We start from the raw sequence: 22,432 nt of genomic DNA on the forward strand, positions 1-22,432 counted from the left end.
TCAGGACAAGCTCCCCAGACGCGATTTCAGTTCCAGCAGGTCGGCCCAGGCCAGCCGCTTCTGCTGCGGCTGGCGCAGAAGATAAGCCGGGTGGAACATCGGGATGACCGGCTTCTTCCAGGCCTGATCCCATTGCCCGCGCAGCCGGGTGATGCCGCGTTTGCCCAGCACCGCCTGGCAGCTGATATTGCCCATCAGCACCAGAATATCCGGCTCCGCCAGCGCCACATGCCGCTCCAGGAAAGGCGTCAGCATTGCAATCTCAGCGGGCAGCGGGTCGCGGTTCTGCGGCGGCCGCCAGGGCAGCACGTTGGTGATATAGACGTTTTCTGTGCGGCTGAGGCCGATCGCTTCCAGCATCTTGTCCAGAAGCTGCCCGGCGCGGCCCACAAAGGGTTTGCCCTGCAGGTCCTCGTCGCGGCCCGGCGCCTCGCCGATGATCATCACCCGGGCACCCGCCTGGCCGTCGGAGAACACGAGATTGCGGGCGCCGCGCTTCAGGTCGCAGTGGCTGAAACCGTCCATCGCATCGCGCAGGGCAGGCAGGGAGGCTGCGCCCCTGGCGGCCTTCTGGGCCACCTCGACCGGGTTCACGTCCTTGGGCTTGGGCGGCGGCGCGGGGGCAGCGCCCGGTTTCGGTTTGGGCGCGGCCTGCTCCAGCGCATAGCGGTCGACCGGTTCGTCGCACAGTGCCTCGGTGGCGCCAAGCTCTGCCTGCCACTCCAACAGCGCCCGCGCGCTCCAGTAATCCAATGCCGATTCCATGCGCCCAAGCTACTCCGCCCGCCGGACAAGCGGAACACCTCCCTGTCATCTTGCTGCAAATACTCAAATTCTCTGACCGCTTCCGGCACGCAGCCGTTGCCCGTACTGTCCCCCCCGCCTATAAGAACCGGCAAATCAAGCGGAGCTGCCCCATATGTCCTTCGAACACCGCCATTTGCTTGGCATCGAACCGCTGAAGCCGCATGAGATCACCGCGATCCTTGACCTGGCCGACGACTATGTGGCGCTGAACCGGCGCCCGGAAAAGCATTCCGACGTGCTGGCGGGGCTCACCCAGATCAACATGTTCTTTGAGAACTCCACCCGCACCCAGGCCTCGTTCGAGCTGGCAGGCAAACGGCTGGGCGCCGATGTGATGAACATGGCGATGCAGGCGTCCTCGATCAAAAAGGGCGAGACCCTGATCGACACCGCGATGACGCTGAATGCGATGCACCCGGACCTGCTGGTGGTGCGCCACCCGCATTCCGGCGCGGTGGACCTCTTGGCGCAGAAGGTGAACTGCGCCGTGCTGAACGCGGGCGACGGCAAGCATGAGCACCCGACCCAGGCGCTGCTGGATGCGCTGACCATCCGCCGCTCCAAGGGCCGGCTGCACCGGCTGAACATCGCGATCTGCGGCGACATCGCGCACTCCCGTGTGGCGCGCTCCAACCTGATCCTGCTGGGCAAGATGGAAAACCGCATCCGCTTGATCGGCCCGCCGACGCTGGTGCCCGGCCAGTTCGCTGAATTCGGCGCCGAGATCTATGACGACATGCGCGAAGGCCTGAAGGACGTCGACGTGGTGATGATGCTGCGGCTGCAGAAGGAACGCATGGACGGCGGCTTCATCCCGTCGGAGCGCGAGTATTACCACCGCTATGGCCTCGACGCCGAGAAGCTGGCGCTGGCCAAGCCCGACGCCATCGTCATGCACCCCGGCCCGATGAACCGCGGGGTGGAGATCGACGGGACGCTTGCCGACGACATCAACCGCTCGGTCATTCAGGAGCAGGTCGAGATGGGCGTCGCGGTGCGGATGGCGGCGATGGACCTCCTGGCCCGCAACCTGCGCGCCGAACGCCAGGGCAAGGCAGGCTGAGCCGCTTGGAGGGTGTCATTCATATCCCGGCGGGCGAGCGCGGCGTGATCCGGCTTTTTGCGCTCGACATGCGGCCCGAGCAGGCGGCGTTCCTGAAGGAGCCCGGTGCGCTAGTGCAGGTTCTGGGCATCGAAGCCCTGGACATGGACCAGGTGGAAATCTTCCCGGTCTCCGACCTGGAAGACATCGGCCTGACCGGCTATCTCACCGAAGGCTGCGGGGTGCCGCGGGCACAGGTCGAGGAGGACCGCGAGATGCTGCGGGCACTGGAAGGCCATGTGCTGCTGATCCGCTCCCGCGCCTTCGGCGGAGAGGAGGCCCGGCTCACCCCCGCGGATCAGATCGTGCTCAAGGGCACCTATGGCGAGCGGCGGACCAATTGGAGCGCCGCCCCTGCCACCGCCGAGAGCGCCAAGCCTTTCTCCGCCCCCAAGCTGTCCCCGCGCGAGGCCCGCAGCCAGGCCCGCCGCATCGGCGCCACGCTGTTTACCATTGTCATGACCCTGATTGCCTTGGCTGTATGGGCCCTGGTGTTCTGATGGTTGTGACCGAGTTCAAGCCCGACCGCAGCGCCTATGTCCGCGCGCATGCCTGGATGGCGGCGGCCGGCATGGGCGGCGCAATGGCCGTGCTGTGGTTCATGGACAGTCCGCACATCTGGACCGGCGCCGTGGGCGGGCTGGCCGCCATCGCCTTGCGCGGCTGGTATATGGCCAGCGAGGAGCTGGCGGTGGTCTGGACCCTGACCCGTGAAAACCTCTCAGGCCCCGCCGGGCGTTCGGTGCCGGTTTCCCAAATCGAAGCTGTCAAAACCATGGGCAGCTATGTGCAGGTGGTCACAAAGACCGGCGACAAGCATCTGATCAAATACCAGGCCGACCCGGCCGCGACCCTCAACGCAATTGAAAGAGCCAAGGCATGACCACTCTCTTCATCAACGCCCGCCTGATCGACCCTGAGGCAGGCACCGACACGCCGGGCGCGGTTCTCGTGCGGGACGGGCGGATCGCAGCGGTTGAAAAGGATGCCGCCGATCCTGCCCGGATGCTGCGCGCGCAGGGCCTCGCGCCGGATGATGTGACCGAGGTGGACTGCGGCGGCAAATGCCTGGCGCCGGGGATCGTGGATATCGGCGTCAAGGTCTGCGAGCCCGGCGAGCGGCACAAGGAAAGCTATAAAACCGCCGGGCTTGCAGCAGCGGCGGGCGGTGTCACCACCATCGTCACCCGCCCCGATACCACCCCGGCAATCGACAGCCCGGAGACGCTGGAATTTGTCACCCGCCGCGCCCAGGCCGACGCGCCGGTCAACGTGCTGCCGATGGCCGCGCTGACCAAGGGGCGGGAAGGCCGCGAGATGACCGAGATCGGCTTCCTGATGGATGCCGGCGCGGTGGCGTTTTCCGACTGCGACCACGTGGTCAGCAACACCAAGGTGTTCCAGCGGGCGCTGACCTATGCCCGCTCCTGCGGCGCGCTGGTCATTGCCCACCCGCAGGAACCGGTTCTGAGTAAGGGCGCGGCCGCCACCAGCGGCAAGTTCGCAGCCCTGTACGGCCTGCCCGCGGTGTCGCCGATGGCGGAGCGGATGGGGCTGGACCGTGACATTGCGCTGCTGGAGATGACCGGCGCCAAATACCATGCCGACCAGATCACCACCGCGCGCGCGCTGCCCGCGCTGGAGCGCGCCAAGAGGAACGGGCTCGACATCACTGCAGGCACCTCGGTCCACCACCTGACGCTCAATGAACTGGACGTGGCGGGCTACCGCAGCTTCTTCAAGGTGAAGCCGCCGCTGCGCTCGGAAGACGACCGGCTGGCGGTGGTTGAGGCGGTGCGCACAGGGCTGATCGACATCATCTCCTCGATGCACACGCCGCAGGATGAGGAAAGCAAGCGGCTGCCGTTCGAGGAAGCCGCAGCCGGTGCGGTGGCGCTGGAGACGCTGCTGCCTGCGGCACTGCGGCTGTACCATGCGGAACTCCTGGACCTGCCCGCCCTGTTCCGCGCCATGGCGCTGAACCCGGCCAAACGGCTGGGACTGGAGAGCGGCCGCCTGGCGGCAGGCGCGCCCGCCGATCTGGTTCTGTTCGATGCGGATGTGCCGTTTGTGCTGGACCGCTTCAAGCTGCGCTCGAAATCGCAGAACACGCCTTATGACGGCCAGCGGATGCAAGGCCGGGTTGAAGCAACCTATGTGGCCGGCGAGGCCGTCTACCGGAGGGATTGATGCCAGTACTCGAAAGCTCTGCTGCCGCTCTGCTCCTGTGGGCGGTGATCGGCTACGGCCTGGGCTCGGTGCCGTTTGGCATGGTGGTCACCAAGGCCTTCGGGCTCGGCAACCTGCGGGAAATCGGTTCCGGCAATATCGGCACCACCAACGTGCTTCGCACCGGCAGCAAGGCCGCCGCGGCGCTGACACTGCTTCTGGATGGCGGCAAGGGCGCGGCGGCGGTGCTGCTGGCCCGCTTTCTGGCCGGCGAGGATGCGGCGCAAACGGCAGGTCTGTTGGCCTTCTTCGGCCATTGCTTTCCGGTCTGGCTGGGCTTCAAGGGCGGCAAGGGGGTTGCAACCTTCCTGGGCCTGATGCTGGCGCTGGCCTGGCCGGTGGGTATTGCCTGCTGCCTGACCTGGCTTGCGGCGGCGGCGGTCAGCCGGATCTCCTCCATGGGGGCGCTGGTTTCGGCCGCCTCCGGTGCGGTCTGGGCATTGCTGCTGGGATATCAGTCGGTTGCGGTTCTGGCGGTGCTGCTGGCGGCGGTGGTTTTTGTCCGTCATTCGGCCAATATCGCCCGGCTGCGGGCAGGCACCGAGCCGCGGATCGGCCAGAAGTGACACCGGAGAAGCTGCAGGCCTTTCTTGCAGCTTTTGACGCCCTGCCGCTGGGCGCCTTCACAGGGAAAGCTGACGGGCGGCGCTATGCGGCGGTCCGCCAGGACCTGGCCGGCGGCAAGGCTCAGAAACTCGTGGCGCGGGAGCTGGGCGGCACGGGTTACATCAGCCTCAACCTCTACCGGCTGGCCTCCGGCGCGCGGCTGAAGCCCTGCGAGATGCCTGCGGAAAAGGTCGTCCGCTTCGTTCTGACGCTGCAGGTCACGGAATGAGCCGCTCCAGCGCGCGGCCGTTGGACCAGGTGCCGTGCAGCTCGCCATTGGGCATCCGCACGTAGACCACCGGGTAGGTATCGCCCCAATTGACCCAGACCACATCACCGTTGCGGGTGCCGGTCCCGGCATAAGTCTGGCTGCCGACCTGCCAGTTCATCTCAATGGCGCCGCCGTTGTCGCGGATCTGCACCGTGCCGGCATAAGTGCTGCCGTCGGGGTTGCGCCCCTCGGCGCGGTAGCTGCCGCTGATGCTTTGGGCTGCGGCCGCCCCTGCAAAGGCTGCTGCCGCCAATAGGCCGCCCAGAATTGCGCGGCGGGTGGGGAATGGGCGTATCATACAAGTCTCCAATTGGCCTGCCCTCACTCTGCCCGCATCTGTGCAGCCTGTCACCCGTTCTGCGCGGCGATGCACAGCCAGCTGCCGCCCCGCGCACAGTCAATTTGAGTTGTTTTGAATGTGATCGGCCGGCTCTCCACATCGGTGCCGTGACCCGCAGCATACCGCGGCACACATGGTGAAACGCCGGCCAGGCAAGCAATTGGGAACGCCGCGGCCGGGAATTGAAAGGACGGGACCATGAACAAAGTAAAAGCACTGATCAGCGGTGTGGCTCTGTCGGTTGCGATGGCAACCTCGGCACTGGCGGCGGGCGTTGAGATCAACGCATCCTCCACCGGCCTGGCCATGCAGGGCTATGACCCGGTCGCATATTTCACGGACGGTGCCCCCACCAAGGGCAGCTACAAAATCACTTCCATTTACAATGACGCAACCTACCGCTTTGCCTCGGAAGAGCACAAAGCGGCCTTTGAGAAGAATCCCGAAGCCTATGTGCCGGCCTACGGCGGCTACTGCGCCTTCGGCACCGCGATGGGCTTCAAGTTCGACGGCGATCCGAACCACTGGAAGATCGTCGACAACACCCTGTACCTGAACCTGTCGCAGGACATTCAGGACCGCTGGGAAGGCGACATTCCGGGCTTCATCCAGAATGCCAACGCCAACTGGACCGATATTGCGGACAAAGACCCGGCGGAGCTGCAGACGCAGTAAGGCCTGAAGCCGCCACTCACGTGCAAACAACCGGCGGCAGGGCAATCTGCCGCCGGTTTCTCAATGCAAAAAGGCCGCGCCCGGAGCGCGGCCTCTTTCGTCCGTAGTCAGTAGGCGAATTCGCTGTAGATGCGGGAGAGATCCCCGTCCCAGGCGCCGTTGTAGCGCTCCATCAGCTCATCCGCGGGGACCTTGCCGGTCTCCAGGCTGTCCTTCAGAGCGTTCAGGAAGTGGGTTTCATCCGGCACCAGCCCGCCAGCGCCGGGGCGCGCGCGCGCCTTGAGGCCGCTTTCGGAGATCGCCACCGCCTCGCGCGCCAGCTCGTGCACGCTGATGCCGTTCACCTTGGCCTGCAGCCCCTGTTCCGAGGCAGCGACGCGCAACGCGTCGCGGGTTTCTGCATCCCAGCCCTTGACCAGATCCCAGGCCGCGTCTAGCGCGCTTTGATCATAGGTGAGCCCCACCCAGAAGGCAGGCAACGCGCAGAGGCGGCGCCAGGGGCCGCCGTCGGCGCCGCGCATCTCAATGAACTTCTTGATGCGGGCCTCGGGGAAGATGGTGGTCAGGTGGTCGGCCCAGTCGCTGAGCGTCGGGGTTTCGCCTGGCAGCGCGGGCAACTCGCCCTTCAGGAAGTCGCGGAAGGACATGCCGAGCGCGTTGATGTATTCGCCGTTGCGGTAGACGAAATACATCGGCACATCGAGCGCATATTGCACCCAGGCCTCGAACCCGAAGCCTTCCTCGAACACAAACGGCAGCATGCCGGTGCGGTCGGCGTCCAGCGAGCGCCAGACACGGGCGCGCCAGGACTTGTGGCCGTTAGGCTGGCCATCCAGGAACGGAGAATTGGCGAACAGCGCGGTTGCGACCGGCTGCAGTGCCAGCGCCACCCGCAGCTTCTGCACCATGTCGGCCTCGGACGAGAAGTCGAGGTTCACCTGCACGGTGCAGGTGCGGCGCATCATGGTGGTGCCCATGGTGCCGACCTCCTGCATGTAGCCGTCCATCAGCTTGTAGCGGCCCTTGGGCATCAGCGGCATGTCTTCATGGTGCCACACCGGGGCGGCGCCCAGGCCGATGAAGCCGACGCCGATCTTGTCGGCGATGTCCTTGACGTCGCGCAGGTGGGCGTTCACCTCGTCGCAGGTCTCGTGGATGGTCTCCAGCGGCGCGCCGGACAGTTCCAGCTGGCCGCCCGGCTCCAGGCTGATGTTGGCGCCGTCCTTGGTCAGGCCGATCAGGTTGCCGCCTTCAGTCAGCGGCGCCCAGCCGTGGCCGTCGCGCAGGCCCTCAAGCACCGCCTGAATGGAGCGCTCACCGGCATAGGGCAGCGGCTTCAGCGTGTCCTTGCAGAAGCCGAACTTCTCGTGCTCGGTGCCGATGCGCCAGTCTTCCTTGGGCTTGCAACCGTCGGCAAGATACTGGGCAAGCTGCTCGTGGCGTTCGATCGGCCCGCCGCCGGACTGGGGAATGGACATGCCTGGCACTCCGTCCTGTTAGATCTGTCTTGAACGGTCAGTCGTGGGCGGAATCGCCGCCGGTGTCAATGCAGGCGCTGATGTTCCGGCCGGCTGGCGGCACGCTCCCAGATCACGACCTGGTGAGGGCCGCGGCGGCGCAGTTCTGCCAGCATCCGCTCAGTCTTGAGGCCCGGGAGGGCGGCAAAGACATCAAACAGCGCCTCGTAGCCTTCCGCATTCACCGGGATTGCCAGCGGTGGCTGGCCGGGCTGTTCCAGCAGCCAGTGCGGCGGTTTGGAAGTGTGGTCCAGCGCCAGCCGCTCCAGTTCTGAGGCTGCCACGGCGCCGCCAGTGAGCGGCCCGAAATAGGCAATCTGCCCCTCGTCCACCTGCACCACGCCAGGGCCGCCGGTGCCGCGCCGGAACCGCATCCGCTGGGCGCCGATCACTGCGGTCACCAGCCCGGTGGCAATCAAGGCCCAGCCGGTGATCGCAGTGAAGCCGGCCGAGGAAAACGCCCATTTCAGCCCCAGCAGGAACAACAGGGCAGCGGCCAGGACCTCGCGCCATTGCCACAGCGCTTCGCGGGCTTCGGGGCGGATGAAACTCATGTGTTTCGCCTCATAAAAACGTCCGGCAGACGGAGCGGCCTGCCTTGTCCTCCTTACTTGTGGGGTCAGGGCGGCGGATGCAATGGCGGCCAGGCCGATTGCAGGCTGCATGGGCGGTTTCTGCACCGCCGGCTGCCCCTGACGCACATGCAAAGGTTAACCGAAAATTGTTTCCAAACCGTGACCAGAGGCTTTGCCCCACTCTTACCAGCGCCTCGCCTGTTGCCGTTGTGTCATGGCGACCCACTGTGCCAACGCTCGGGACGCACGGGGGAACAGCCGTCGTAAGGAGCTTTGATTGCCTCAAACTGCATAAAGGAACAATCCAACAAGAGCTCCAATCCTTCAGCAGTCTTTCGAAAGAGCTTACTGCCGACGCATTCGTAGCAATCTAGCAAACTTGTAATTTTCCCTCGTTTGGATTGGACTGATTCCCGCAATGCAATCTGCTCGTGATAAGAAATGCCCGCATCTTTTGCGCTTCGGCAATGAGACCAATTCTTCCAGTCGGTGTCTTGCCGCAAGCCACAGTCCAATTGGATTGTTCCACCATTGGACATTGTGTGGTGAAAGGTCACAGTATCCTTGTCCACGAAGTACCCCCCAGCGTCAAAACTGGTTAGCCCCGTCTTGAACTCAAGCGCTGTAAAATAGGGTGCGATGCTAAGAGCCGTGAAGACATCCGGAGTTCCGCGATGCATTGCACTGTACACAAAGTACTTTCCATCGGGGGAAACTGCGCACGCGGGTTCAAAAACCCTCGTTTTGATCCACTGGCCAAGAAAAAAAGTATCGCCTTTTGTCTCCCAAGAGATCAGCCGGTACAGGCTGCTTTTAGCCCGGTAGAGGATAACCGCCGTCGAATTTTCCACCGCAAAAAACAGATGCAATTCACGGTGCGGCTCTTCCATTACCAGTCCCCCAGCGCCTGCTGCCATAGGGTCATGGCGGCCACGGCTGCGGTGTCCGCGCGCAAAATACGGGGGCCGAGGCTGACCACATGGGATTGCGGCAGCGCGTGAAGGCGTTTGCGCTCCGCTTCGGAAAAGCCGCCTTCCGGGCCGATCAGAATGGCCCATGGGGCGTCTTTCTGCGTCTCCGCGGCCAGTTGCAGCGCATTGCCCACCTCAGCCTCATCGCAGAACATCAGCTGCCGCTCGGCGGGCCACTGGTCCAAGAGGCGCGGGAGTTTCTGCAAATCCGCCACCTCCGGCACATAGGTGCCGCCGCATTGCTCTGCCGCCTCAACCGCATGAGCCTGCAGCCGGTCCTGGCGGATGCGTTCGGAATTGGTGAACTCGGTCTGCACCGGCAGGATGCGGGCGGCGCCCATCTCCGCCGCCTTTTCGACAATGAAATCGGTGCGCGCCTTCTTGATCGGGGCAAACATCAGCCACAGGTCCGGCGGCAGCTGCAGGGGCTTCGTCTGCTCCTGGCAAACCAACGTGCCGCCGCGCTTGCCTGCCTCCGCAACCTCGGCAAGCCACTCGCCGTCCTTGCCGTTAAACAGCGCCACATGGGCGCCCGCCGTCAGACGCATCACTCCAAACAGGTAATGCGCTTGATCACGATCCAAGGGAAGTGATTGCCCTGCCCCCAAAGGGTGCTCTACATACAGTCTGATTTTCGCACTCATGGGGTCCTACATATGCAAGGCCAGAAGCCAGCGCCAGAGGGTCAGGTCGCGGATGCGGTCAAGGGAAACTGGGTCGACACATATGCCCCGGAGTGGACACGGCCCTACCTGCGCCTCAGCCGCGCTGACCGGCCGATCGGCACTTGGCTCTTGCTGATCCCTTGCTGGTGGGGGCTGGCATTGGCGATCCTCGCGGATCAAAGCCCGCGCTGGAGCGACCTGTGGATTGCCATCGGCTGCGCTGCCGGCGCCTGGCTGATGCGCGGGGCGGGCTGCACCTGGAACGACATCACCGACCGCAACTTCGACGGCCAGGTGGAGCGCACCCGCTCGCGCCCGATCCCCTCGGGCCAGGTCACGGTCAAGGGCGCGCTGGCCTGGATGGGGCTGCAGTGCCTGGCTGGCCTTGCAATCCTGCTGACCTTCAACCAGGCGGCCATTGCCATGGGCATCCTGTCGCTGCTGCCGGTGGCGGTCTATCCCTTTGCCAAGCGGTTCACCTGGTGGCCGCAGGTGTTTCTGGGCCTTGCCTTCAACTGGGGCGCCATGCTGGCCTGGGTGGCGCATACCGGGTCCATGGGCTGGCCGCCCGTGCTGCTGTACCTGGCAGGCATCGCCTGGACCCTGTTCTATGACACCATCTATGCCCATCAGGACACTGAGGATGACGCGCTGATCGGGGTGAAGTCCACCGCCCGGCTGTTCGGCAGCCAAACACCGATGTGGCTGCGCCGGTTCATCGTTGCCTTTGTCTGCCTGATGGCGATGGCAGTGATCGGCGCGATGCTGGAGAGCGCCTCTGTCCTGGCGCTGGTGCTGGCGCTGGCTGGGCCCTGGGCGATGGGCTGGCACATGACCTGGCAGCTGCGCGCCTTTGACGCGGAAAACAATGCCCGGCTGCTGCAGCTGTTCCGGCTCAACCGCGATACCGGCCTGATCCCGCTGATCTTCTTTGCCCTCGCCATGTTCGTGTGATTGAACCACGGCCCCGTGCAGGGTAAGAGCCACTAACTGACCAAGGGAAACTGCCGCCATATGCGCTTGTCCTCTCTGCTGATCCCAGGCCTGGCCTTCACCGCCGCCGCAGGGCTGAGCCTTGTTGCTGCCGGATTTGCCGTCACAGCGGTGGAACGCAGCACTGAAACCGGGGTGCGTCAGGCGCTGGACAGCGCCGGGCATACCTGGGCTGAGGTCACGGCGGACGGGCTGCAGGTGCTGCTCGAAGGCACCGCTCCCGACGAGGCAACCCGGTTTTCGGTGATCTCGCTGGTTGGCGGTGTGGTGGATGCGGCCCGGATCATCGACGGGATGGAGGTTCCCCCGGCCAAGGGGCTGGCGCCGCCGCGGTTTTCCGCGGAAATCCTGCGCAACGACAGCGGCATTTCCATCATCGGCCTGATCCCGGCAGGCTCCGGCCGTGCGGCCATGGTCAAACAGCTGAACGCGCTGGCCGGTGAAGGCAGCGTGGCGGACCTCCTGGAAACAGCCAAATACACCAAGCCCGAAGGCTGGCAGCAGGCCCTGGATTTCGCTGTCGAGGCGCTGAAGCTGCTGCCGCGCGCCAAGATTTCGGTTGAAGCCGGCGAGGTGTCCATCACCGCAATTTCCGGCAGCGAGGAGGCCAAGCACCAGCTGGAGGAGCAGCTTGGCCGGCTGGCGCCGCCGGGGCTGCGGCTCGCGATGGACATTGCGGCGCCGCGCCCGGTGATCACTCCCTTTACCCTGCGGTTCCTGCTGGACAAGGACGGCGCCCAGTTCGACGCCTGCTCCGCCGAGAGCGAGGAAAGCCGCAAGCGAATCCTCGCCGCGGCCCGCACAGCGGGGCTGGAAGGCGAGGCCGATTGCGTGATCGGCATGGGTGTCCCTTCGCCGAACTGGGCCCGCGCGGCGGAACTCAGCATTGCCAGCCTGAACGAGCTGGGCGGCGGCTCCGTCACCATCGCCAATGCCGATATCACGCTGGTGGCCGCAGAAGGCACTGCCAGCGGCACCTTCGACCATGTGGTGGGCGAACTGGAAAGCGCCCTGCCCCGGGTCTTTGCCCTGCACGCGGTGCTGCCGGTGCCCGAGGCCAGCGCCACCGCCGGGCCGCCCGAATTCACTGCCACCCTCAGCCCCGAAGGCCAGGTGCAGCTGCGCGGCCGGCTCAGCGATGCGGCGCTGCGCACCGTGGCGGACAGCTATGCCAAGGCGCGCTTCGGCTCAGCCAACGTGCATACCGCCACCCGCGTCGTCGCCGACCTGCCCGCCGACTGGCCGGTGCGGGTGCTGGCCGGGCTGGAGGCGCTGTCCTATCTGCAGCGCGGCTCGGTGACGGTAACACCGGAAAACCTGGAACTGCGCGGCATGAGCTACCGCAAGGACGCCCCGTCCGAGATCGCCCGCTTCCTGTCCGCCAAACTGGGCGAGGCAGAAACCTACGGTCTCGACATCAGCTATGAGGAGCCTCCCGCCCCCAAGGATCAGCCGATCCCGCCGGAACTCTGCGAGGCGCAGCTGGCCGGCGCCCAAGCCGAGTCGAAGATCGCCTTTGAACCCGGCTCTGCCACCATTGCCGCCGAAAGCGCCGGCACCATGGACCGGATCGCCGAAGTGCTTGCCAACTGTGGCCCGGTGCGGCTGGAGATCCAGGGCCACACCGACAGCCAGGGCCGCGAAGTGATGAACCAGAACCTCAGCCAGGCCCGGGCGCAATCGGTGCTGAACGAACTGCGCGCGCGCCGGGTGTTGACCTCGACTTTTGCAGCCAAGGGCTATGGCGAGAGCGAGCCGATCGCCGACAACGGCACCGAAGAAGGCCGCGAGGCTAACCGCCGCATCGAGTTCAAGCTGGTCCGCCCGGCTGAGCAGGCGGAAGCGGAAAACGAGAACAGCGGCGAGGCTGCCGCAAGCGCAGATGACGCACAGGAGACCACAGAGGAATGAACAGGACAGAGTTCATCATCACCACCGCGATCATCCTGTTTGCGGCCTTTGCCATGGGCTGGTTTGCCAATTGGCTGGTGCATCGTTTCACCCGCGTGCGGCAAAGCGATGTGGCTGACCTCGACCGGATGAGCCAGGAGCTGCACGAGGCGGAGGAAACCCGCGACCAAGCGATCACCTATCTGCAGCAGCGCGAGGCGGAGCTGACCAACCAGCTGACCCAGACCGAAGCGGAGCTGCGGGCGGCAATGGAAGGCCTGCGCGAGGCCCGCCGCGAGGCTGAAGAGCTGCGCTCCCAAATTCCGCATTGACCTTGGGAAGAGTCCTGCCGCGCCTGCAGGCTCCGGCGGGCCAAGGAGGCCGCAGGCCCCGCGATGCGCGCATGTCCTTGACGCGCCAGTCTTCAAACACACTCGAATTGGGCCTGATCGGCTGATCGGCCCTGTCAGGCCCTCTCAGCAAAAGGAAAACGCCGCGCAGAGCGCGGCGCCCGGCCCAACAGGCGGAAATCATCTCTTGATGATTGAATGGCTGGCGGGAGCCCCCGGCTCCGCCTCGGCCTCACCAGCGCTTCAGGGCGTCCTCGTCGGCATCCTTGGCCTCGACCCAACCGGTGCCGCCGCCTTCCAGAATCTCCTTCTTCCAGAACGGCGCGCGGGACTTCAGGTAGTCCATCAGGTACTCCGCCGCCTCAAAGGCATCCTTGCGGTGGCGCGCCGCGGTGGCGACCATCATGATGCGCTCGCCCGGGGCCAGGCGGCCGTGGCGGTGGATCACCAGGGCATCGGCCAGCGACCAGCGTGTCATGGCCTCCTGCGCGATCGCGGTCAGCGCCTTTTCGGTCATGCCGGGATAGTGCTCGATCTCCATCGCCCGAAGCCCGCCCTGATCGGCGTCCCGCACAACGCCGGTGAAGGTCACCACGGCGCCTGCATTGGAAACCCCCGCCGCAAAGGCATCGCTTTCGGCACCCAATTCAAACGGAGCCTCCTGAACCGAGATCCGCATCGCGTCAGCCTCCGGTCATCGGCGGGAAGAACGCCACCTCGCGCACGCCGTCCAGCGGCGCGTCGAACTCCGACAGTTCCTGGTCCAGCGCCACCCGCAAGGCCGACAGGTCGGCAAAGGCGGCAGCATAGCGGTCTTCACGCCCGCGCAGCTCCTCGACCAGATCCGCCACCGTGGCAGCGGTGGTTTCGACCCGCTCGCGCGGCAGGCCGATGCGCTCGCGCACCCAGGCGAAATACAAGACATCCATCAGTGAGCCTCCTTCAAATGCGGCATCGCCTTGCGCAGGTAGTCGATCCCGGTGAACGCGGTCAGGGCGGCAGCAATCCACAGCAGCCACAGCCCGATGCGGCCGGTCCAGACCATGCCGTCGAATTTCCAGCGCAGGCCCGTTTCATCAGAAACCTGCCCCGTCATGATCTGGTCGATCAGCGCCTGATCCATGCCAAAGGAGGACATCACCAGATAGTGCTCGAAGATTCCTTGCGAGAACAGCGTGGCAATCGCGATCATCTGGGCCGTGGTTTTCCACTTGGCGAGCTTGGTCACCTTCAGCGTGCCGGCCGCAGCGCCAAGATACTCGCGCAGGCCGGACACAAACACTTCGCGGAACAGGATCACCGTGGCGGGCAGCACCAGCCATGGGGTCCAGTGTTCGGTGGAGTATCCCACCAGGATCATCAGCGCGATCACCACCATCGCCTTGTCGGCAATCGGATCCATCATCGCGCCCATTTTGGTTTCCTGCTTCCAGGCCCGCGCCAGGTAGCCGTCGAACCAGTCGGTCACCGCCGCCGTCACAAACAGCAGCAAGGCAAACCAGTCCGCATAGGGCCGGTGGAAATACAGGAACATCACGGCCAGGCCGGGCGCCGCGACCAGGCGCAGCAGGGTGAGGATATTGGGCAAAGTCCACTTCATGCGGCGCACATTATCCGGCTGTTTCGCAAGTGGAAAGCGGGGTTAGCCAAAATTCGGCAATGGCTGGCGCTGGCGCACCGCGCCAGCCTGCAGCAATCCGGGCAGGTTGCACGCGGAACGGGCCCATCCCTCACCCTACGGAGGTATCCAGCAGCGCGCCCTTCTTTTCGCCGTGGTGGCTGGAATGATCAAACTTCCGGTGCACCTCGTTCAACCGGTCGCGGTCAACAAAGATATGATTTTTGATCTCCCGCATCAGATCTTCCTTGGCCATCTTTAGTGCATCCGCCTCGGTATCCGCCAATCCGGTGCCTTTAAGCTTGTTCAGCTCCTTGGCGATCTTCCCGCATTCCTTCTTGGCCTTGTCCAAGTGCTGGGCCTCATGCGCCAGGCAGCAGGCATAGAAGCGGTACCATTCGATCAGCGCCCGCGGCGACAGCCCGCTGACAGAGCGTTTCGGGCACTTGACCGTCGTATGCAAGATCAGTTTCAGCGCTGAGACCTTGGCCGTCACCTCGATCCAGCCGGTTTTATTGTCGATCTTGGCTTTGCCGTCTGCCACGTATTTGCCCTTGGCGGTCAGGCATTCCAATTCCGTGGTGGTCAAAAAGGCCACCTTCTTGTTGTCGTTCGGATCCTTCGGCCCGCTCTACTTGATGCTCTTGGCAATGTCGGGCAGCGTTTTTCCGGACACCGGGTAGGTGTCATAGACAACGGAATCACGGTCAGGGAGACGGACATAATCCCTCCAGGCAGTTAACGGCTGCCCTTCAGACATAGCACGATACTCCCATGGCCCAAATTCAGCAGCCTAGCCCCGCGCGTGAAAGTGGTCGTAGATCCGTTCTGCCAGCGCCTCGGATATTCCATCCACAGCCTTGAGGTCAGCCAGATTGGCGCGGCTCACCGCCTTGGCGCTGCCGAAATGCGCCAGCAGCGCCCGCTTGCGCGAAGCGCCGACGCCCGGCACCTCGTCCAGCGGCGTGGCGCTCAGCGCTTTGGCGCGCTTGGCGCGGTGGGTACCGATGGCGAACCTGTGCGCCTCGTCCCGCATGCGCTGGATGAAATAGAGCACCGGATCGTTGCGCTGCAGGGCAAAGGCGCTTTCGCCGGGACGGTAGAATTCTTCCTTGCCGTGGTCGCGGTCCACGCCCTTGGCGACGCCGACCATGGGAATGTCCTGCACGCCATGTTCTTCCATGATCTCCGCCACCGCCGAGACCTGACCGGCGCCGCCGTCGATCAGCAGCAGGTCCGGCCACAGGCCCTTGCCGCGGTCCGGGTCTTCCTTCAGCAGGCGCGAGAAGCGGCGGTTCAGCACTTCCTTCATCATGCCGAAGTCATCGCCGGGCACCAGGTCGTCACCTTTGATGTTGAACTTGCGGTAAGCATTTTTCAGGAAGCCCTCCGGCCCCATCACGATCATGCCGCCCACCGCATTTGTGCCCTGGATATGCGAGTTGTCATAGACCTCGATCCGCTGCGGCGGGCCTTCCAGTCCAAAGGCCTCGGCCAGCCCGCGCAGCAGTTTCGCCTGGGTCGCACTTTCGGCCAAGCGGCGGGCCAGGCTTTCGCGGGCGTTGCGCACGGCAAAGGCCACCAGCTCGGTCTTTTCGCCGCACTGGGGCACCAGCAGCTCGACCTTGCGCTCGGCTTTCTCGCTCAGCGCCGCCTCCATCAGGTTGGCGTTTTCGATACCATCTGACAGGATCAGCTGCCGCGGCGGCTCCTTGTTGCTGTAGAACTGGCCGAGGAAGGCCTCCATGACCTCTGCCGGGCTCATGTCGGCATCCACCCGCGGATAGAAGTCCTGGTTGCCCCAGTTCTGGTTGGCACGGATGAAGAAGACCTGCACGCAGGCTTGGCCGCCATCCATGTGCAGGCCGATCACATCTGCCTCTGCCACACCGCGCGGGTTGATGCCTTGACTGGTCTGCACCTGGGTCAGCGCCTTGATCCGGTCGCGCAGGGCAGCGGCGCGTTCGAACTCCATCGCCTCGGAGGCGGCCATCATCTGCTCCGCCAGCTCCTCCTGGATCTTGGTGGATCGGCCGGACAGGAAACGCTCGGCGTCGCGAACGCTGGCGGCGTAATCCTCTTCGCTGATCAGCCCGGTGCAGGGCGCGGTGCAGCGCTTGATCTGGTATTGCAGACAGGGGCGCGTGCGGGTCTCGAACATCGAATCCGAGCAGTTGCGCAACAGGAACGCCTTTTGCAGCTGATTCAGTGTCCGGTTCACCGCGCCTGCGCTGGCGAAGGGGCCGAAATAGCTGCCCTTCTGCTTGCGGGCGCCGCGGTGCTTCTTGATCTGCGGAAAGGCATGATCCTTGGCCACCAGGATATTCGGGAAGCTTTTGTCGTCGCGCAGCAGCACGTTGTACTTGGGCTTCAGCTGCTTGATCAGGTTCTGTTCCAGCAGCAACGCCTCGGTTTCCGTCCGGGTGGTCAGGAACATCATCGAGGCGGTGAGCGCGATCATCCGCTCGATCCGCGGGCTGTTGCCGGGGCGGGTATAATTCGACACCCGCGCCTTGAGATTGCGTGCCTTGCCCACGTAGAGCACCCGGCTGTCCGCATCCAGCATCCGGTAAACGCCGGGCGATGCGTCCAGCGTTTTTACATAATCCTGGATCACCGCATAACCGGTGCGGGCGGGCGAATCCGGGGCTGTCTCGGAAGGCTGGTCAGTCATGCGCCCAGACATATGATTCCCTGCCCCTGGCTGCAACGTTTGCCTGTCCGGATCAAGAGCGGGGAAATCCACGGAACCTGTGGATAACTGCGGAGATATCTTTGGGCTATCCCGGCTTTTCTCTTATATCAGAGCGGTTTTGGACGGATGCCCAATTTTTAGGCACTTCAATAAGATGCTGATTTAACGCAAAATTTTTCCTGCCACCTGTCAAGGTTTTGAAAAGAAAGGCACTTTTGTAACGCTTCCGTGACGGCAGGTGAACCGGTGCAAAACTTGCGGCAAAAGGGACGGTTTTGTCCCTGTTTGCGTCACTCAAGACCGTCGTTGTCCGGGGTTCTCCAGCCCAGGTGCTGGCCGCCGTCCACGCAGATCATCTGGCCGGTAACCGCTTTTGCCCGCAGCAGATAGCTGAGCGCCGCAGTAACGTCCCCTGCGTCCCCGCCGCGCTGCAAAATCGTGGACTTCCGCTGCCGGGCAAACTGTTCCTCGCTTTGCCGCGGCCCCTGCAAGGTAGGGCCCGGGCCGATTGCGTTGACGCGAATCCGCGGCGCCAGCGCCTGGGCTGCGGTTCGGGTCAGCGTCCACAACGCCGATTTGGCCAGGGTGTAGCTCATGAACTCCGGCGTCAGCTTGCGCACCCTCTGGTCGATCATGTTGACCGCCAGGCCCCAGGCGCGAGGTTCGCCCGCCGCGTCAGCTTCCAAAGCAACCTCCTGTGCCGCCATTGCCTGCAGCAGCACAAAAGGAGCCCTGAGGTTGCTGCCCATATGCCGGTCCCAACTGCTGCGGGTGGCTGTGGCCAGGGTGTCATGTTCGAACACGGACGCGTTGTTCACCAGACAGGTGACGGGACCGCCCAGCGCCTCAGCCGCGCGCGGCAGCAGCGCCTGCGCCTGATCCTCTTCCAGCAGGTCCGCCGCCAGCGGCACAGCCTGACGGCCCACTGCGCGGATCTGTGCGGCTGTCTCCTCTGCCGCATCAGCCGAAGACGCATAGTGGACCGCCACGTCGCACCCTTGCGCTGCAAGTTCCAGCGCCATGGCCCGGCCCAGCCGCCTGCCCGCTCCGGTCACCAATGCCCGCATCTGCGCCTCCCTGCTGCCGCCCGCACTGTCAGAGTTAGAACAGGACGAACATATAGGCCAGATAGAGCGCGGACAGAACGCCGCCCCAGATACGGGTGATATCCTGTTTGAAGAAGACAAAGGGGATCAGCAAGAGCGAGGCCGTCAGCATGACCCACAGGTCGAACTGCAGGAACTCCGGGTCTACGCTGATCGGGCCGACAAAGGTGGCTATGCCGATGATGGCCAGCAGGTTGAACATGTTGGAGCCGATCACATTGCCCAGCGCCACATCAGCCTGGCGGCGCAGGGCCGCCATCACGGTGGTGGCCAGCTCCGGCAGCGATGTGCCGATCGCCACCAGCGTCAGGCCGATCACCGTTTCGCTGATGCCATAGGTACGCGCAATGATGCTGGCATTGTCCACCAGCAGGTCAGCCCCCAGCGGCAGGCCGATCAGGCCCAGAAGCAGATAGATGCAGACCCGCCAGTATGGCATGTCCGGATCGGCTTCCTCGATCTCTTCCAGCTCCGTATCCGCGGCACAGCCTTTGCCGTTGCGCCGGTGGTTGCGCGCCTCGTGGAAGGCTATGCCGAGCACCCCGGCAAGCGCAGCCAGCAGGATAAGGCCGGACCAGATGGTGAAGGTGCCGCAGAAGGCCAGGCCGATGAACAGCACGGAGGCCCCGAGCATGAAGATGTAGTTCTTGCGGGTACTGCATTCGCTGGTGTGCAGGGCGCGCATAAGTGCGGGAATGCCCAGCACCAGCAGGATATTTGCGGTGTTCGACCCCACCACGTTGCCCAGCGCGATACCGTCTGCCCCCTCGTGCACAGCACTGATGGCAATGAGCAGCTCCGGCGCCGAGGTGCCGAAGGCCACGATGGTCAGGCTGACGATCAGTGCAGGCACACCCAGCCGCAGGCTGAGGTTCACCGCGCCGCGCACCAGCGCGTCGCCCGCCAGCAGCAGGATCACCAGACCAAGCGCCGAGTACAGCCATGGCATCATTTGCCACGATCTCCTTTTCTACAGGCGCACGGCCCCTTGCCGATCTTGAACCGGCCGCATGACGGGCAGCGCCTGGAATTGATTTGCTTCTGGCCGGGAAACCGCAGCTTGCCGAACATCGCAAGCACAGCCATCACCACCAGAAAGATTGCAACGATCTTGAACAGCACGTCAGAGACCGAAACGCGCGTATTCGGCGCGCTCCTCGATCCCGGCCAGCGCGTCCTGCGCGACCTGCATACCGAAGCGGCTCCAGAACGGTTTTTTCAGGCCGTAGCGGCGGAAGCGGACCTTCTCGCCGAACTGTTCCTGCATTTTGGGTTTCAGATGGCCGATGCCGTCGATCAGCCCCAGCTCCTCGGCCCGGCGCGCCAGCCAGATCTCGCCGGTGAACAGATCTTCATCGCTGTGCAGCTTGGACCCGCGGCGTTCAGTGATATGGTCGATGAAGTTGGCGTGGATGTCGTTCAGGATCACCTTGAGGCGTTTGACATCCTCGGGGTTCTCCGGGCGGAACGGATCCAGCATGGATTTGCTCTGCCCCGCGGTATATACCCGCCGCTCCACGCCCTGGCGGGCCAGCAGAACATGGGCGCCGAAACCTGCCGAGATGACCCCAACCGAACCCAGCACGGAGCTGGCGTCGGCCCAGATCTCATCCGCAGCCGCGGCCAGCCAGTAGCCGCCGGAAGCGGCCACGTCCTCGACAAAGGCATAGACCGGGATGTCCATTTCCTCGGCCAGGCGGCGGATGCGGGCGCCGATCAGCGAGCTTTGCACCGGCGAGCCGCCGGGAGAGTTGATTTCCAGCGCCACCGCGGCGGGCTTGCCCTTGCGGAAGGCACGCTCCAGCACCGGGGCCAGCGCGGTATCGCTGAGGGAGCCGCGGCCTGGCATGCCGATGGCGCCATTGAGGCGCACCACTGCCACCAGCGGCTGTCTTTTCAGGAAAGGCAGGCGAAATCTCATGGCGCCGATGTAGAGGGCCGCCCGGGGTGAAACAAGGTGCGCGGTCTTGGGAATAGGCGTGAAATGAAAAAACCGCCCCGCCGCGGGCATAAATGCAACGCTGGTCTGCGCCTGGCAAATAGCCCGGATGCTCTCCCGCCCGTCAGGCCGGCAGCCTGCAGCCGCCGTCTTCCCGTTGGGCCACGCGCCGCGCTGCCGCGCGGCGCGGCGCATGACGCCCTCCGCAAGCGCAATACGCGGCACGCGTGCCGGGCCCGTCCGGGAGGGGTGGGAGCGCTTTGCCTTGCCTGCAATGCCCGGATCAGGCCCGGATGCGCCAGCCGGTTTTGAAGATCCACCAGATCACTGCCATGCAGGCCAGGGTAAAGCCGCCGATTGCTCCGAGGCTCAGCAGCACCGGCACATCCGCCTGGCCGAAGAAGGCCCAGCGGAAGCCGGACACCAGATAAACCACCGGGTTGAACAGGGTGATCGTCTGCCACACCGGCGGCAGCATCGAGATCGAATAGAAAGACCCGCCTAGGAACACCAGCGGCGTCACCACCAGCAGCGGCACCAGCTGCAGCTGTTCGAAGTTCCCCGCCCAGATGCCGATGATGAAGCCCATCAGCGAGAAGCTGAGACAGGTCAGCACAAGGAACGCCACCATTGCCAGCGGGTGCTGGATGGACAGATCGACAAACAGCGACGCCGTGCACAGGATCACGGTGCCGATGAACAGCGACTTGGTTGCCGCCGCGCCGACGAATCCCGCGACCACCTCCAGGAAATTGATCGGCGCCGACAGGATCTCATAGATATTGCCTATGAATTTCGGGAAGTAGATCCCGAAGGAGGCGTTCGAGATGCTCTGGGTGATCACCGACAGCATCACCAGCCCCGGCACGATGAAGGCGCCGTATTCGACCCCGTCGACCTCCTGGATGCGACTGCCGATGGCGCTGCCGAACACCACGAAGTACAGCGACGTGGACAGAACCGGCGAGATGAAGCTTTGCAGGAAGGTGCGCCAGAACCGCGCCATTTCCGCCCTGTAGATGGTGGCAACTGCTGTCCAGTTCATGCTGCATCTCCCGAAACAGCCCCGCCTGAGACTTTCCCGCCTGAAACCAGGCCGACAAAGATGTCCTCCAGGCTGGATTCGCGGGTCTGCACGTCTGCCAGCACCAGACCGGCCTCCGCCACATCGTTCAGAAGCGTGGTGATGCCCGTCCGTTCCGCCCGGGTGTCATATGTGTAAAGCAGCGCATCGCCGCCGTTGACGATCTGCAGGTTGTGCTGCGCCAGCGCCGCAGGGATCGCGGTGACCGGTGCGGTCAGCTGCACCTCCAGCTGCTTCTGCCCCATCCGGGCCATCAGCTGCTCCTTCTCCTCGACCAGCAGAAGCTCACCGCCGGTGATGACCCCGACCCGGTCGGCAATCGCTTCGGCTTCCTCGATGTAATGCGTTGTCAGAATGATGGTGACCCCGTCCGCCTTCAGCTCGCGGACGATCTCCCACATGTCCTTGCGCAATTCGACGTCGACACCCGCGGTCGGCTCATCCAGAAACAGGATGCGCGGCTCATGCGCCAGCGCCTTGGCGATCAGCACGCGCCTTTTCATGCCGCCCGAAAGATCCATGATCCGGCTGTCCCGCTTTTCCCACAGAGACAGCTTGCGCAGGACGTCTTCCACCAGCGCCGGGCTGGCAGGCTTGCCGAACAGGCCGCGGGAGAAGGTGACCGTATCCAGAACCTTGGTGAAGGGCTCCAGCGTGATCTCCTGCGGCACCAGCCCGATCAGGGCACGCGCCTGCCGGAACTGGCCGACATTGTCGAACCCGCCAACGCTGACACTGCCAGAGGTCGCGGTGGTTATACCGCAAATGGTTGAAATCAGGGTGGTCTTGCCCGCGCCATTGGGGCCGAGCAGGGCCAGGATTTCACCTTCTTCAATATCCAGCGAGACGCCTTTCAGCGCCTGGAAGCCGCCATCGTAGGTTTTGCGCAGATCGCGGATGGACAGGATCGCTGCCATGATGCCTCCGGGATGGTCTCAAATCCCGGCCACCCTAGCGGCGGTTTGCCGCATCTGCCAGCCCTGCGCCGCGGATCGGTCC

27 protein-coding genes are annotated in these 22,432 nt (G+C 64.3%); 10 read left to right on the top strand and 17 right to left on the bottom strand.

The features are described 5' to 3' along the window. Entirely contained in the window at positions 1-765 is a 765-nt protein-coding gene (locus tag AC58NV_RS10850) for a uracil-DNA glycosylase (RefSeq protein WP_497227142.1), read from the bottom strand. 154 nt (positions 766-919) lie between these two features. On the opposite strand from AC58NV_RS10850, the gene AC58NV_RS10855 reads away from it, so the two are divergent. Genes AC58NV_RS10855 through AC58NV_RS10880 form a run of 6 tightly spaced genes read left to right on the top strand, consistent with a single transcriptional unit; the run spans position 920 to position 4,973 of the window. Next, positions 920-1,870, top strand: coding sequence for an aspartate carbamoyltransferase catalytic subunit (locus AC58NV_RS10855; protein WP_366661325.1), 951 nt, complete (start codon positions 920-922; stop codon positions 1,868-1,870). A 5-nt stretch (positions 1,871-1,875) separates the two neighbouring features. Beyond that, entirely contained in the window at positions 1,876-2,409 is a 534-nt protein-coding gene (locus AC58NV_RS10860) for a hypothetical protein (RefSeq protein WP_497227143.1), read from the top strand. Then, positions 2,409-2,792 carry a hypothetical protein gene (locus AC58NV_RS10865; RefSeq protein ID WP_174146183.1) on the top strand — a complete coding sequence of 128 codons (384 nt, stop codon included), beginning with the start codon at positions 2,409-2,411 and terminating at the stop codon, positions 2,790-2,792. Before AC58NV_RS10860 ends, AC58NV_RS10865 begins: the two co-directional genes overlap by 1 nt. After that, positions 2,789-4,099 carry a dihydroorotase gene (pyrC, locus tag AC58NV_RS10870; RefSeq protein ID WP_497227144.1) on the top strand — a complete coding sequence of 437 codons (1,311 nt, stop codon included), beginning with the start codon at positions 2,789-2,791 and terminating at the stop codon, positions 4,097-4,099. The genes AC58NV_RS10865 and pyrC overlap by 4 nt, the downstream gene beginning before the upstream one ends. Beyond that, positions 4,099-4,704, top strand: coding sequence for a glycerol-3-phosphate 1-O-acyltransferase PlsY (gene plsY, locus AC58NV_RS10875; protein ID WP_497227145.1), 606 nt, complete (start codon positions 4,099-4,101; stop codon positions 4,702-4,704). The genes pyrC and plsY overlap by 1 nt, the downstream gene beginning before the upstream one ends. Then, entirely contained in the window at positions 4,701-4,973 is a 273-nt protein-coding gene (locus AC58NV_RS10880) for a hypothetical protein (protein WP_497227146.1), read from the top strand. Before plsY ends, AC58NV_RS10880 begins: the two co-directional genes overlap by 4 nt. Here AC58NV_RS10880 and lfb1 read toward each other — a convergent pair. After that, positions 4,963-5,313: an LIC10280 family protein gene (gene lfb1 / locus AC58NV_RS10885; RefSeq protein WP_174146187.1), complete on the bottom strand. Its 351-nt coding sequence runs from the start codon at positions 5,311-5,313 to the stop codon at positions 4,963-4,965. The genes AC58NV_RS10880 and lfb1 overlap by 11 nt on opposite strands. 240 nt (positions 5,314-5,553) lie before the next feature. Between lfb1 and AC58NV_RS10890 the strand changes: the two genes are divergently transcribed. Further along, a complete protein-coding gene (locus AC58NV_RS10890; RefSeq protein WP_497227147.1) occupies positions 5,554-6,030 on the top strand; it encodes a YHS domain-containing (seleno)protein in 477 nt (158 codons plus the stop codon). Positions 6,031-6,137: 107 nt separating this feature from the next. Here AC58NV_RS10890 and AC58NV_RS10895 read toward each other — a convergent pair whose 3' ends face one another. The 4 genes from AC58NV_RS10895 to AC58NV_RS10910 form a co-directional block, all read right to left on the bottom strand. Next, positions 6,138-7,508, bottom strand: coding sequence for a glutamate--cysteine ligase (locus tag AC58NV_RS10895; protein ID WP_497227148.1), 1,371 nt, complete (start codon positions 7,506-7,508; stop codon positions 6,138-6,140). Between the two features lie 65 nt (positions 7,509-7,573). Further along, on the bottom strand, positions 7,574-8,101 hold the full coding sequence (locus tag AC58NV_RS10900) for a hypothetical protein (RefSeq protein ID WP_497227149.1): 528 nt from the start codon (positions 8,099-8,101) through the stop codon (positions 7,574-7,576). A 233-nt stretch (positions 8,102-8,334) separates the two neighbouring features. Further along, positions 8,335-9,012, bottom strand: coding sequence for a hypothetical protein (locus AC58NV_RS10905; RefSeq protein WP_497227150.1), 678 nt, complete (start codon positions 9,010-9,012; stop codon positions 8,335-8,337). Next, on the bottom strand, positions 9,012-9,737 hold the full coding sequence (locus tag AC58NV_RS10910; protein WP_497227151.1) for a 16S rRNA (uracil(1498)-N(3))-methyltransferase: 726 nt from the start codon (positions 9,735-9,737) through the stop codon (positions 9,012-9,014). Before AC58NV_RS10910 ends, AC58NV_RS10905 begins: the two co-directional genes overlap by 1 nt. 12 nt (positions 9,738-9,749) lie before the next feature. Here AC58NV_RS10910 and ubiA point away from each other — a divergent pair, with 12 nt between their 5' ends. From ubiA to AC58NV_RS10925, 3 genes are read left to right on the top strand one after another with little or no spacing between them, the layout of a single operon-like run. Continuing rightward, positions 9,750-10,712: a 4-hydroxybenzoate octaprenyltransferase gene (ubiA, locus tag AC58NV_RS10915; protein WP_497227152.1), complete on the top strand. Its 963-nt coding sequence runs from the start codon at positions 9,750-9,752 to the stop codon at positions 10,710-10,712. Between the two features lie 60 nt (positions 10,713-10,772). After that, positions 10,773-12,662 carry an OmpA family protein gene (locus tag AC58NV_RS10920; protein WP_497227153.1) on the top strand — a complete coding sequence of 630 codons (1,890 nt, stop codon included), beginning with the start codon at positions 10,773-10,775 and terminating at the stop codon, positions 12,660-12,662. Continuing rightward, positions 12,659-12,973, top strand: coding sequence for a hypothetical protein (locus AC58NV_RS10925; protein WP_039131391.1), 315 nt, complete (start codon positions 12,659-12,661; stop codon positions 12,971-12,973). Before AC58NV_RS10920 ends, AC58NV_RS10925 begins: the two co-directional genes overlap by 4 nt. A gap of 250 nt (positions 12,974-13,223) precedes the next feature. Here the strand turns inward: AC58NV_RS10925 and AC58NV_RS10930 are convergent, their stop codons facing one another. The 11 genes from AC58NV_RS10930 to AC58NV_RS10980 form a co-directional block, all read right to left on the bottom strand. Then, complete coding sequence (locus tag AC58NV_RS10930; RefSeq protein WP_497227154.1) at positions 13,224-13,670, bottom strand: molybdenum cofactor biosynthesis protein MoaE; 447 nt, start codon at positions 13,668-13,670, stop codon at positions 13,224-13,226. 4 nt (positions 13,671-13,674) lie between these two features. Next, the gene (gene moaD / locus AC58NV_RS10935; RefSeq protein WP_174146196.1) at positions 13,675-13,920 is read right to left on the bottom strand and encodes a molybdopterin converting factor subunit 1; all 246 of its coding nucleotides are present in this window, start codon (positions 13,918-13,920) and stop codon (positions 13,675-13,677) included. Continuing rightward, a complete protein-coding gene (pgsA, locus tag AC58NV_RS10940; protein WP_497227155.1) occupies positions 13,920-14,591 on the bottom strand; it encodes a CDP-diacylglycerol--glycerol-3-phosphate 3-phosphatidyltransferase in 672 nt (223 codons plus the stop codon). The genes moaD and pgsA overlap by 1 nt, the downstream gene beginning before the upstream one ends. A gap of 130 nt (positions 14,592-14,721) precedes the next feature. After that, the gene (locus AC58NV_RS10945; RefSeq protein ID WP_497227156.1) at positions 14,722-15,198 is read right to left on the bottom strand and encodes a DUF922 domain-containing protein; all 477 of its coding nucleotides are present in this window, start codon (positions 15,196-15,198) and stop codon (positions 14,722-14,724) included. Between the two features lie 204 nt (positions 15,199-15,402). Further along, the gene (gene uvrC / locus AC58NV_RS10950) at positions 15,403-17,283 is read right to left on the bottom strand and encodes an excinuclease ABC subunit UvrC (RefSeq protein WP_497227157.1); all 1,881 of its coding nucleotides are present in this window, start codon (positions 17,281-17,283) and stop codon (positions 15,403-15,405) included. Between the two features lie 311 nt (positions 17,284-17,594). Next, on the bottom strand, positions 17,595-18,371 hold the full coding sequence (locus AC58NV_RS10955; RefSeq protein ID WP_497227158.1) for an SDR family oxidoreductase: 777 nt from the start codon (positions 18,369-18,371) through the stop codon (positions 17,595-17,597). Between the two features lie 34 nt (positions 18,372-18,405). Further along, on the bottom strand, positions 18,406-19,362 hold the full coding sequence (locus tag AC58NV_RS10960) for a calcium/sodium antiporter (RefSeq protein WP_366661308.1): 957 nt from the start codon (positions 19,360-19,362) through the stop codon (positions 18,406-18,408). Beyond that, positions 19,359-19,532, bottom strand: a complete 174-nt coding sequence (locus AC58NV_RS10965) for a hypothetical protein (protein WP_174146202.1) — start codon at positions 19,530-19,532, stop codon at positions 19,359-19,361. The genes AC58NV_RS10960 and AC58NV_RS10965 overlap by 4 nt, the downstream gene beginning before the upstream one ends. A gap of 1 nt (position 19,533) precedes the next feature. Next, positions 19,534-20,331, bottom strand: a complete 798-nt coding sequence (locus AC58NV_RS10970) for a S49 family peptidase (protein ID WP_497227159.1) — start codon at positions 20,329-20,331, stop codon at positions 19,534-19,536. Positions 20,332-20,632: 301 nt separating this feature from the next. Further along, a complete protein-coding gene (locus tag AC58NV_RS10975; RefSeq protein ID WP_174146204.1) occupies positions 20,633-21,394 on the bottom strand; it encodes an ABC transporter permease in 762 nt (253 codons plus the stop codon). Further along, positions 21,391-22,350, bottom strand: a complete 960-nt coding sequence (locus tag AC58NV_RS10980; RefSeq protein ID WP_497227160.1) for an ABC transporter ATP-binding protein — start codon at positions 22,348-22,350, stop codon at positions 21,391-21,393. The genes AC58NV_RS10975 and AC58NV_RS10980 overlap by 4 nt, the downstream gene beginning before the upstream one ends. Between the last annotated feature and the right edge of the window lie 82 nt (positions 22,351-22,432).

The sequence above is a fragment of the Leisingera sp. ANG49 genome (assembly GCF_059694505.1).

Coding starts and splice junctions, on each gene's coding strand:
- AC58NV_RS10850 (WP_497227142.1), bottom strand. CDS start 765: ATGGAATCGGCATTGGATTACTGGAGCGCGCGGGCGCTGTTGGAGTGG.
- AC58NV_RS10855 (WP_366661325.1), top strand. CDS start 920: ATGTCCTTCGAACACCGCCATTTGCTTGGCATCGAACCGCTGAAGCCG.
- AC58NV_RS10865 (WP_174146183.1), top strand. CDS start 2,409: ATGGTTGTGACCGAGTTCAAGCCCGACCGCAGCGCCTATGTCCGCGCG.
- pyrC (WP_497227144.1), top strand. CDS start 2,789: ATGACCACTCTCTTCATCAACGCCCGCCTGATCGACCCTGAGGCAGGC.
- plsY (WP_497227145.1), top strand. CDS start 4,099: ATGCCAGTACTCGAAAGCTCTGCTGCCGCTCTGCTCCTGTGGGCGGTG.
- lfb1 (WP_174146187.1), bottom strand. CDS start 5,313: ATGATACGCCCATTCCCCACCCGCCGCGCAATTCTGGGCGGCCTATTG.
- AC58NV_RS10890 (WP_497227147.1), top strand. CDS start 5,554: ATGAACAAAGTAAAAGCACTGATCAGCGGTGTGGCTCTGTCGGTTGCG.
- AC58NV_RS10895 (WP_497227148.1), bottom strand. CDS start 7,508: ATGTCCATTCCCCAGTCCGGCGGCGGGCCGATCGAACGCCACGAGCAG.
- AC58NV_RS10900 (WP_497227149.1), bottom strand. CDS start 8,101: ATGAGTTTCATCCGCCCCGAAGCCCGCGAAGCGCTGTGGCAATGGCGC.
- AC58NV_RS10905 (WP_497227150.1), bottom strand. CDS start 9,012: ATGGAAGAGCCGCACCGTGAATTGCATCTGTTTTTTGCGGTGGAAAAT.
- AC58NV_RS10910 (WP_497227151.1), bottom strand. CDS start 9,737: ATGAGTGCGAAAATCAGACTGTATGTAGAGCACCCTTTGGGGGCAGGG.
- ubiA (WP_497227152.1), top strand. CDS start 9,750: ATGCAAGGCCAGAAGCCAGCGCCAGAGGGTCAGGTCGCGGATGCGGTC.
- AC58NV_RS10920 (WP_497227153.1), top strand. CDS start 10,773: ATGCGCTTGTCCTCTCTGCTGATCCCAGGCCTGGCCTTCACCGCCGCC.
- AC58NV_RS10925 (WP_039131391.1), top strand. CDS start 12,659: ATGAACAGGACAGAGTTCATCATCACCACCGCGATCATCCTGTTTGCG.
- AC58NV_RS10930 (WP_497227154.1), bottom strand. CDS start 13,670: ATGCGGATCTCGGTTCAGGAGGCTCCGTTTGAATTGGGTGCCGAAAGC.
- moaD (WP_174146196.1), bottom strand. CDS start 13,920: ATGGATGTCTTGTATTTCGCCTGGGTGCGCGAGCGCATCGGCCTGCCG.
- pgsA (WP_497227155.1), bottom strand. CDS start 14,591: ATGAAGTGGACTTTGCCCAATATCCTCACCCTGCTGCGCCTGGTCGCG.
- uvrC (WP_497227157.1), bottom strand. CDS start 17,283: ATGACTGACCAGCCTTCCGAGACAGCCCCGGATTCGCCCGCCCGCACC.
- AC58NV_RS10955 (WP_497227158.1), bottom strand. CDS start 18,371: ATGCGGGCATTGGTGACCGGAGCGGGCAGGCGGCTGGGCCGGGCCATG.
- AC58NV_RS10960 (WP_366661308.1), bottom strand. CDS start 19,362: ATGATGCCATGGCTGTACTCGGCGCTTGGTCTGGTGATCCTGCTGCTG.
- AC58NV_RS10970 (WP_497227159.1), bottom strand. CDS start 20,331: ATGAGATTTCGCCTGCCTTTCCTGAAAAGACAGCCGCTGGTGGCAGTG.
- AC58NV_RS10975 (WP_174146204.1), bottom strand. CDS start 21,394: ATGAACTGGACAGCAGTTGCCACCATCTACAGGGCGGAAATGGCGCGG.
- AC58NV_RS10980 (WP_497227160.1), bottom strand. CDS start 22,350: ATGGCAGCGATCCTGTCCATCCGCGATCTGCGCAAAACCTACGATGGC.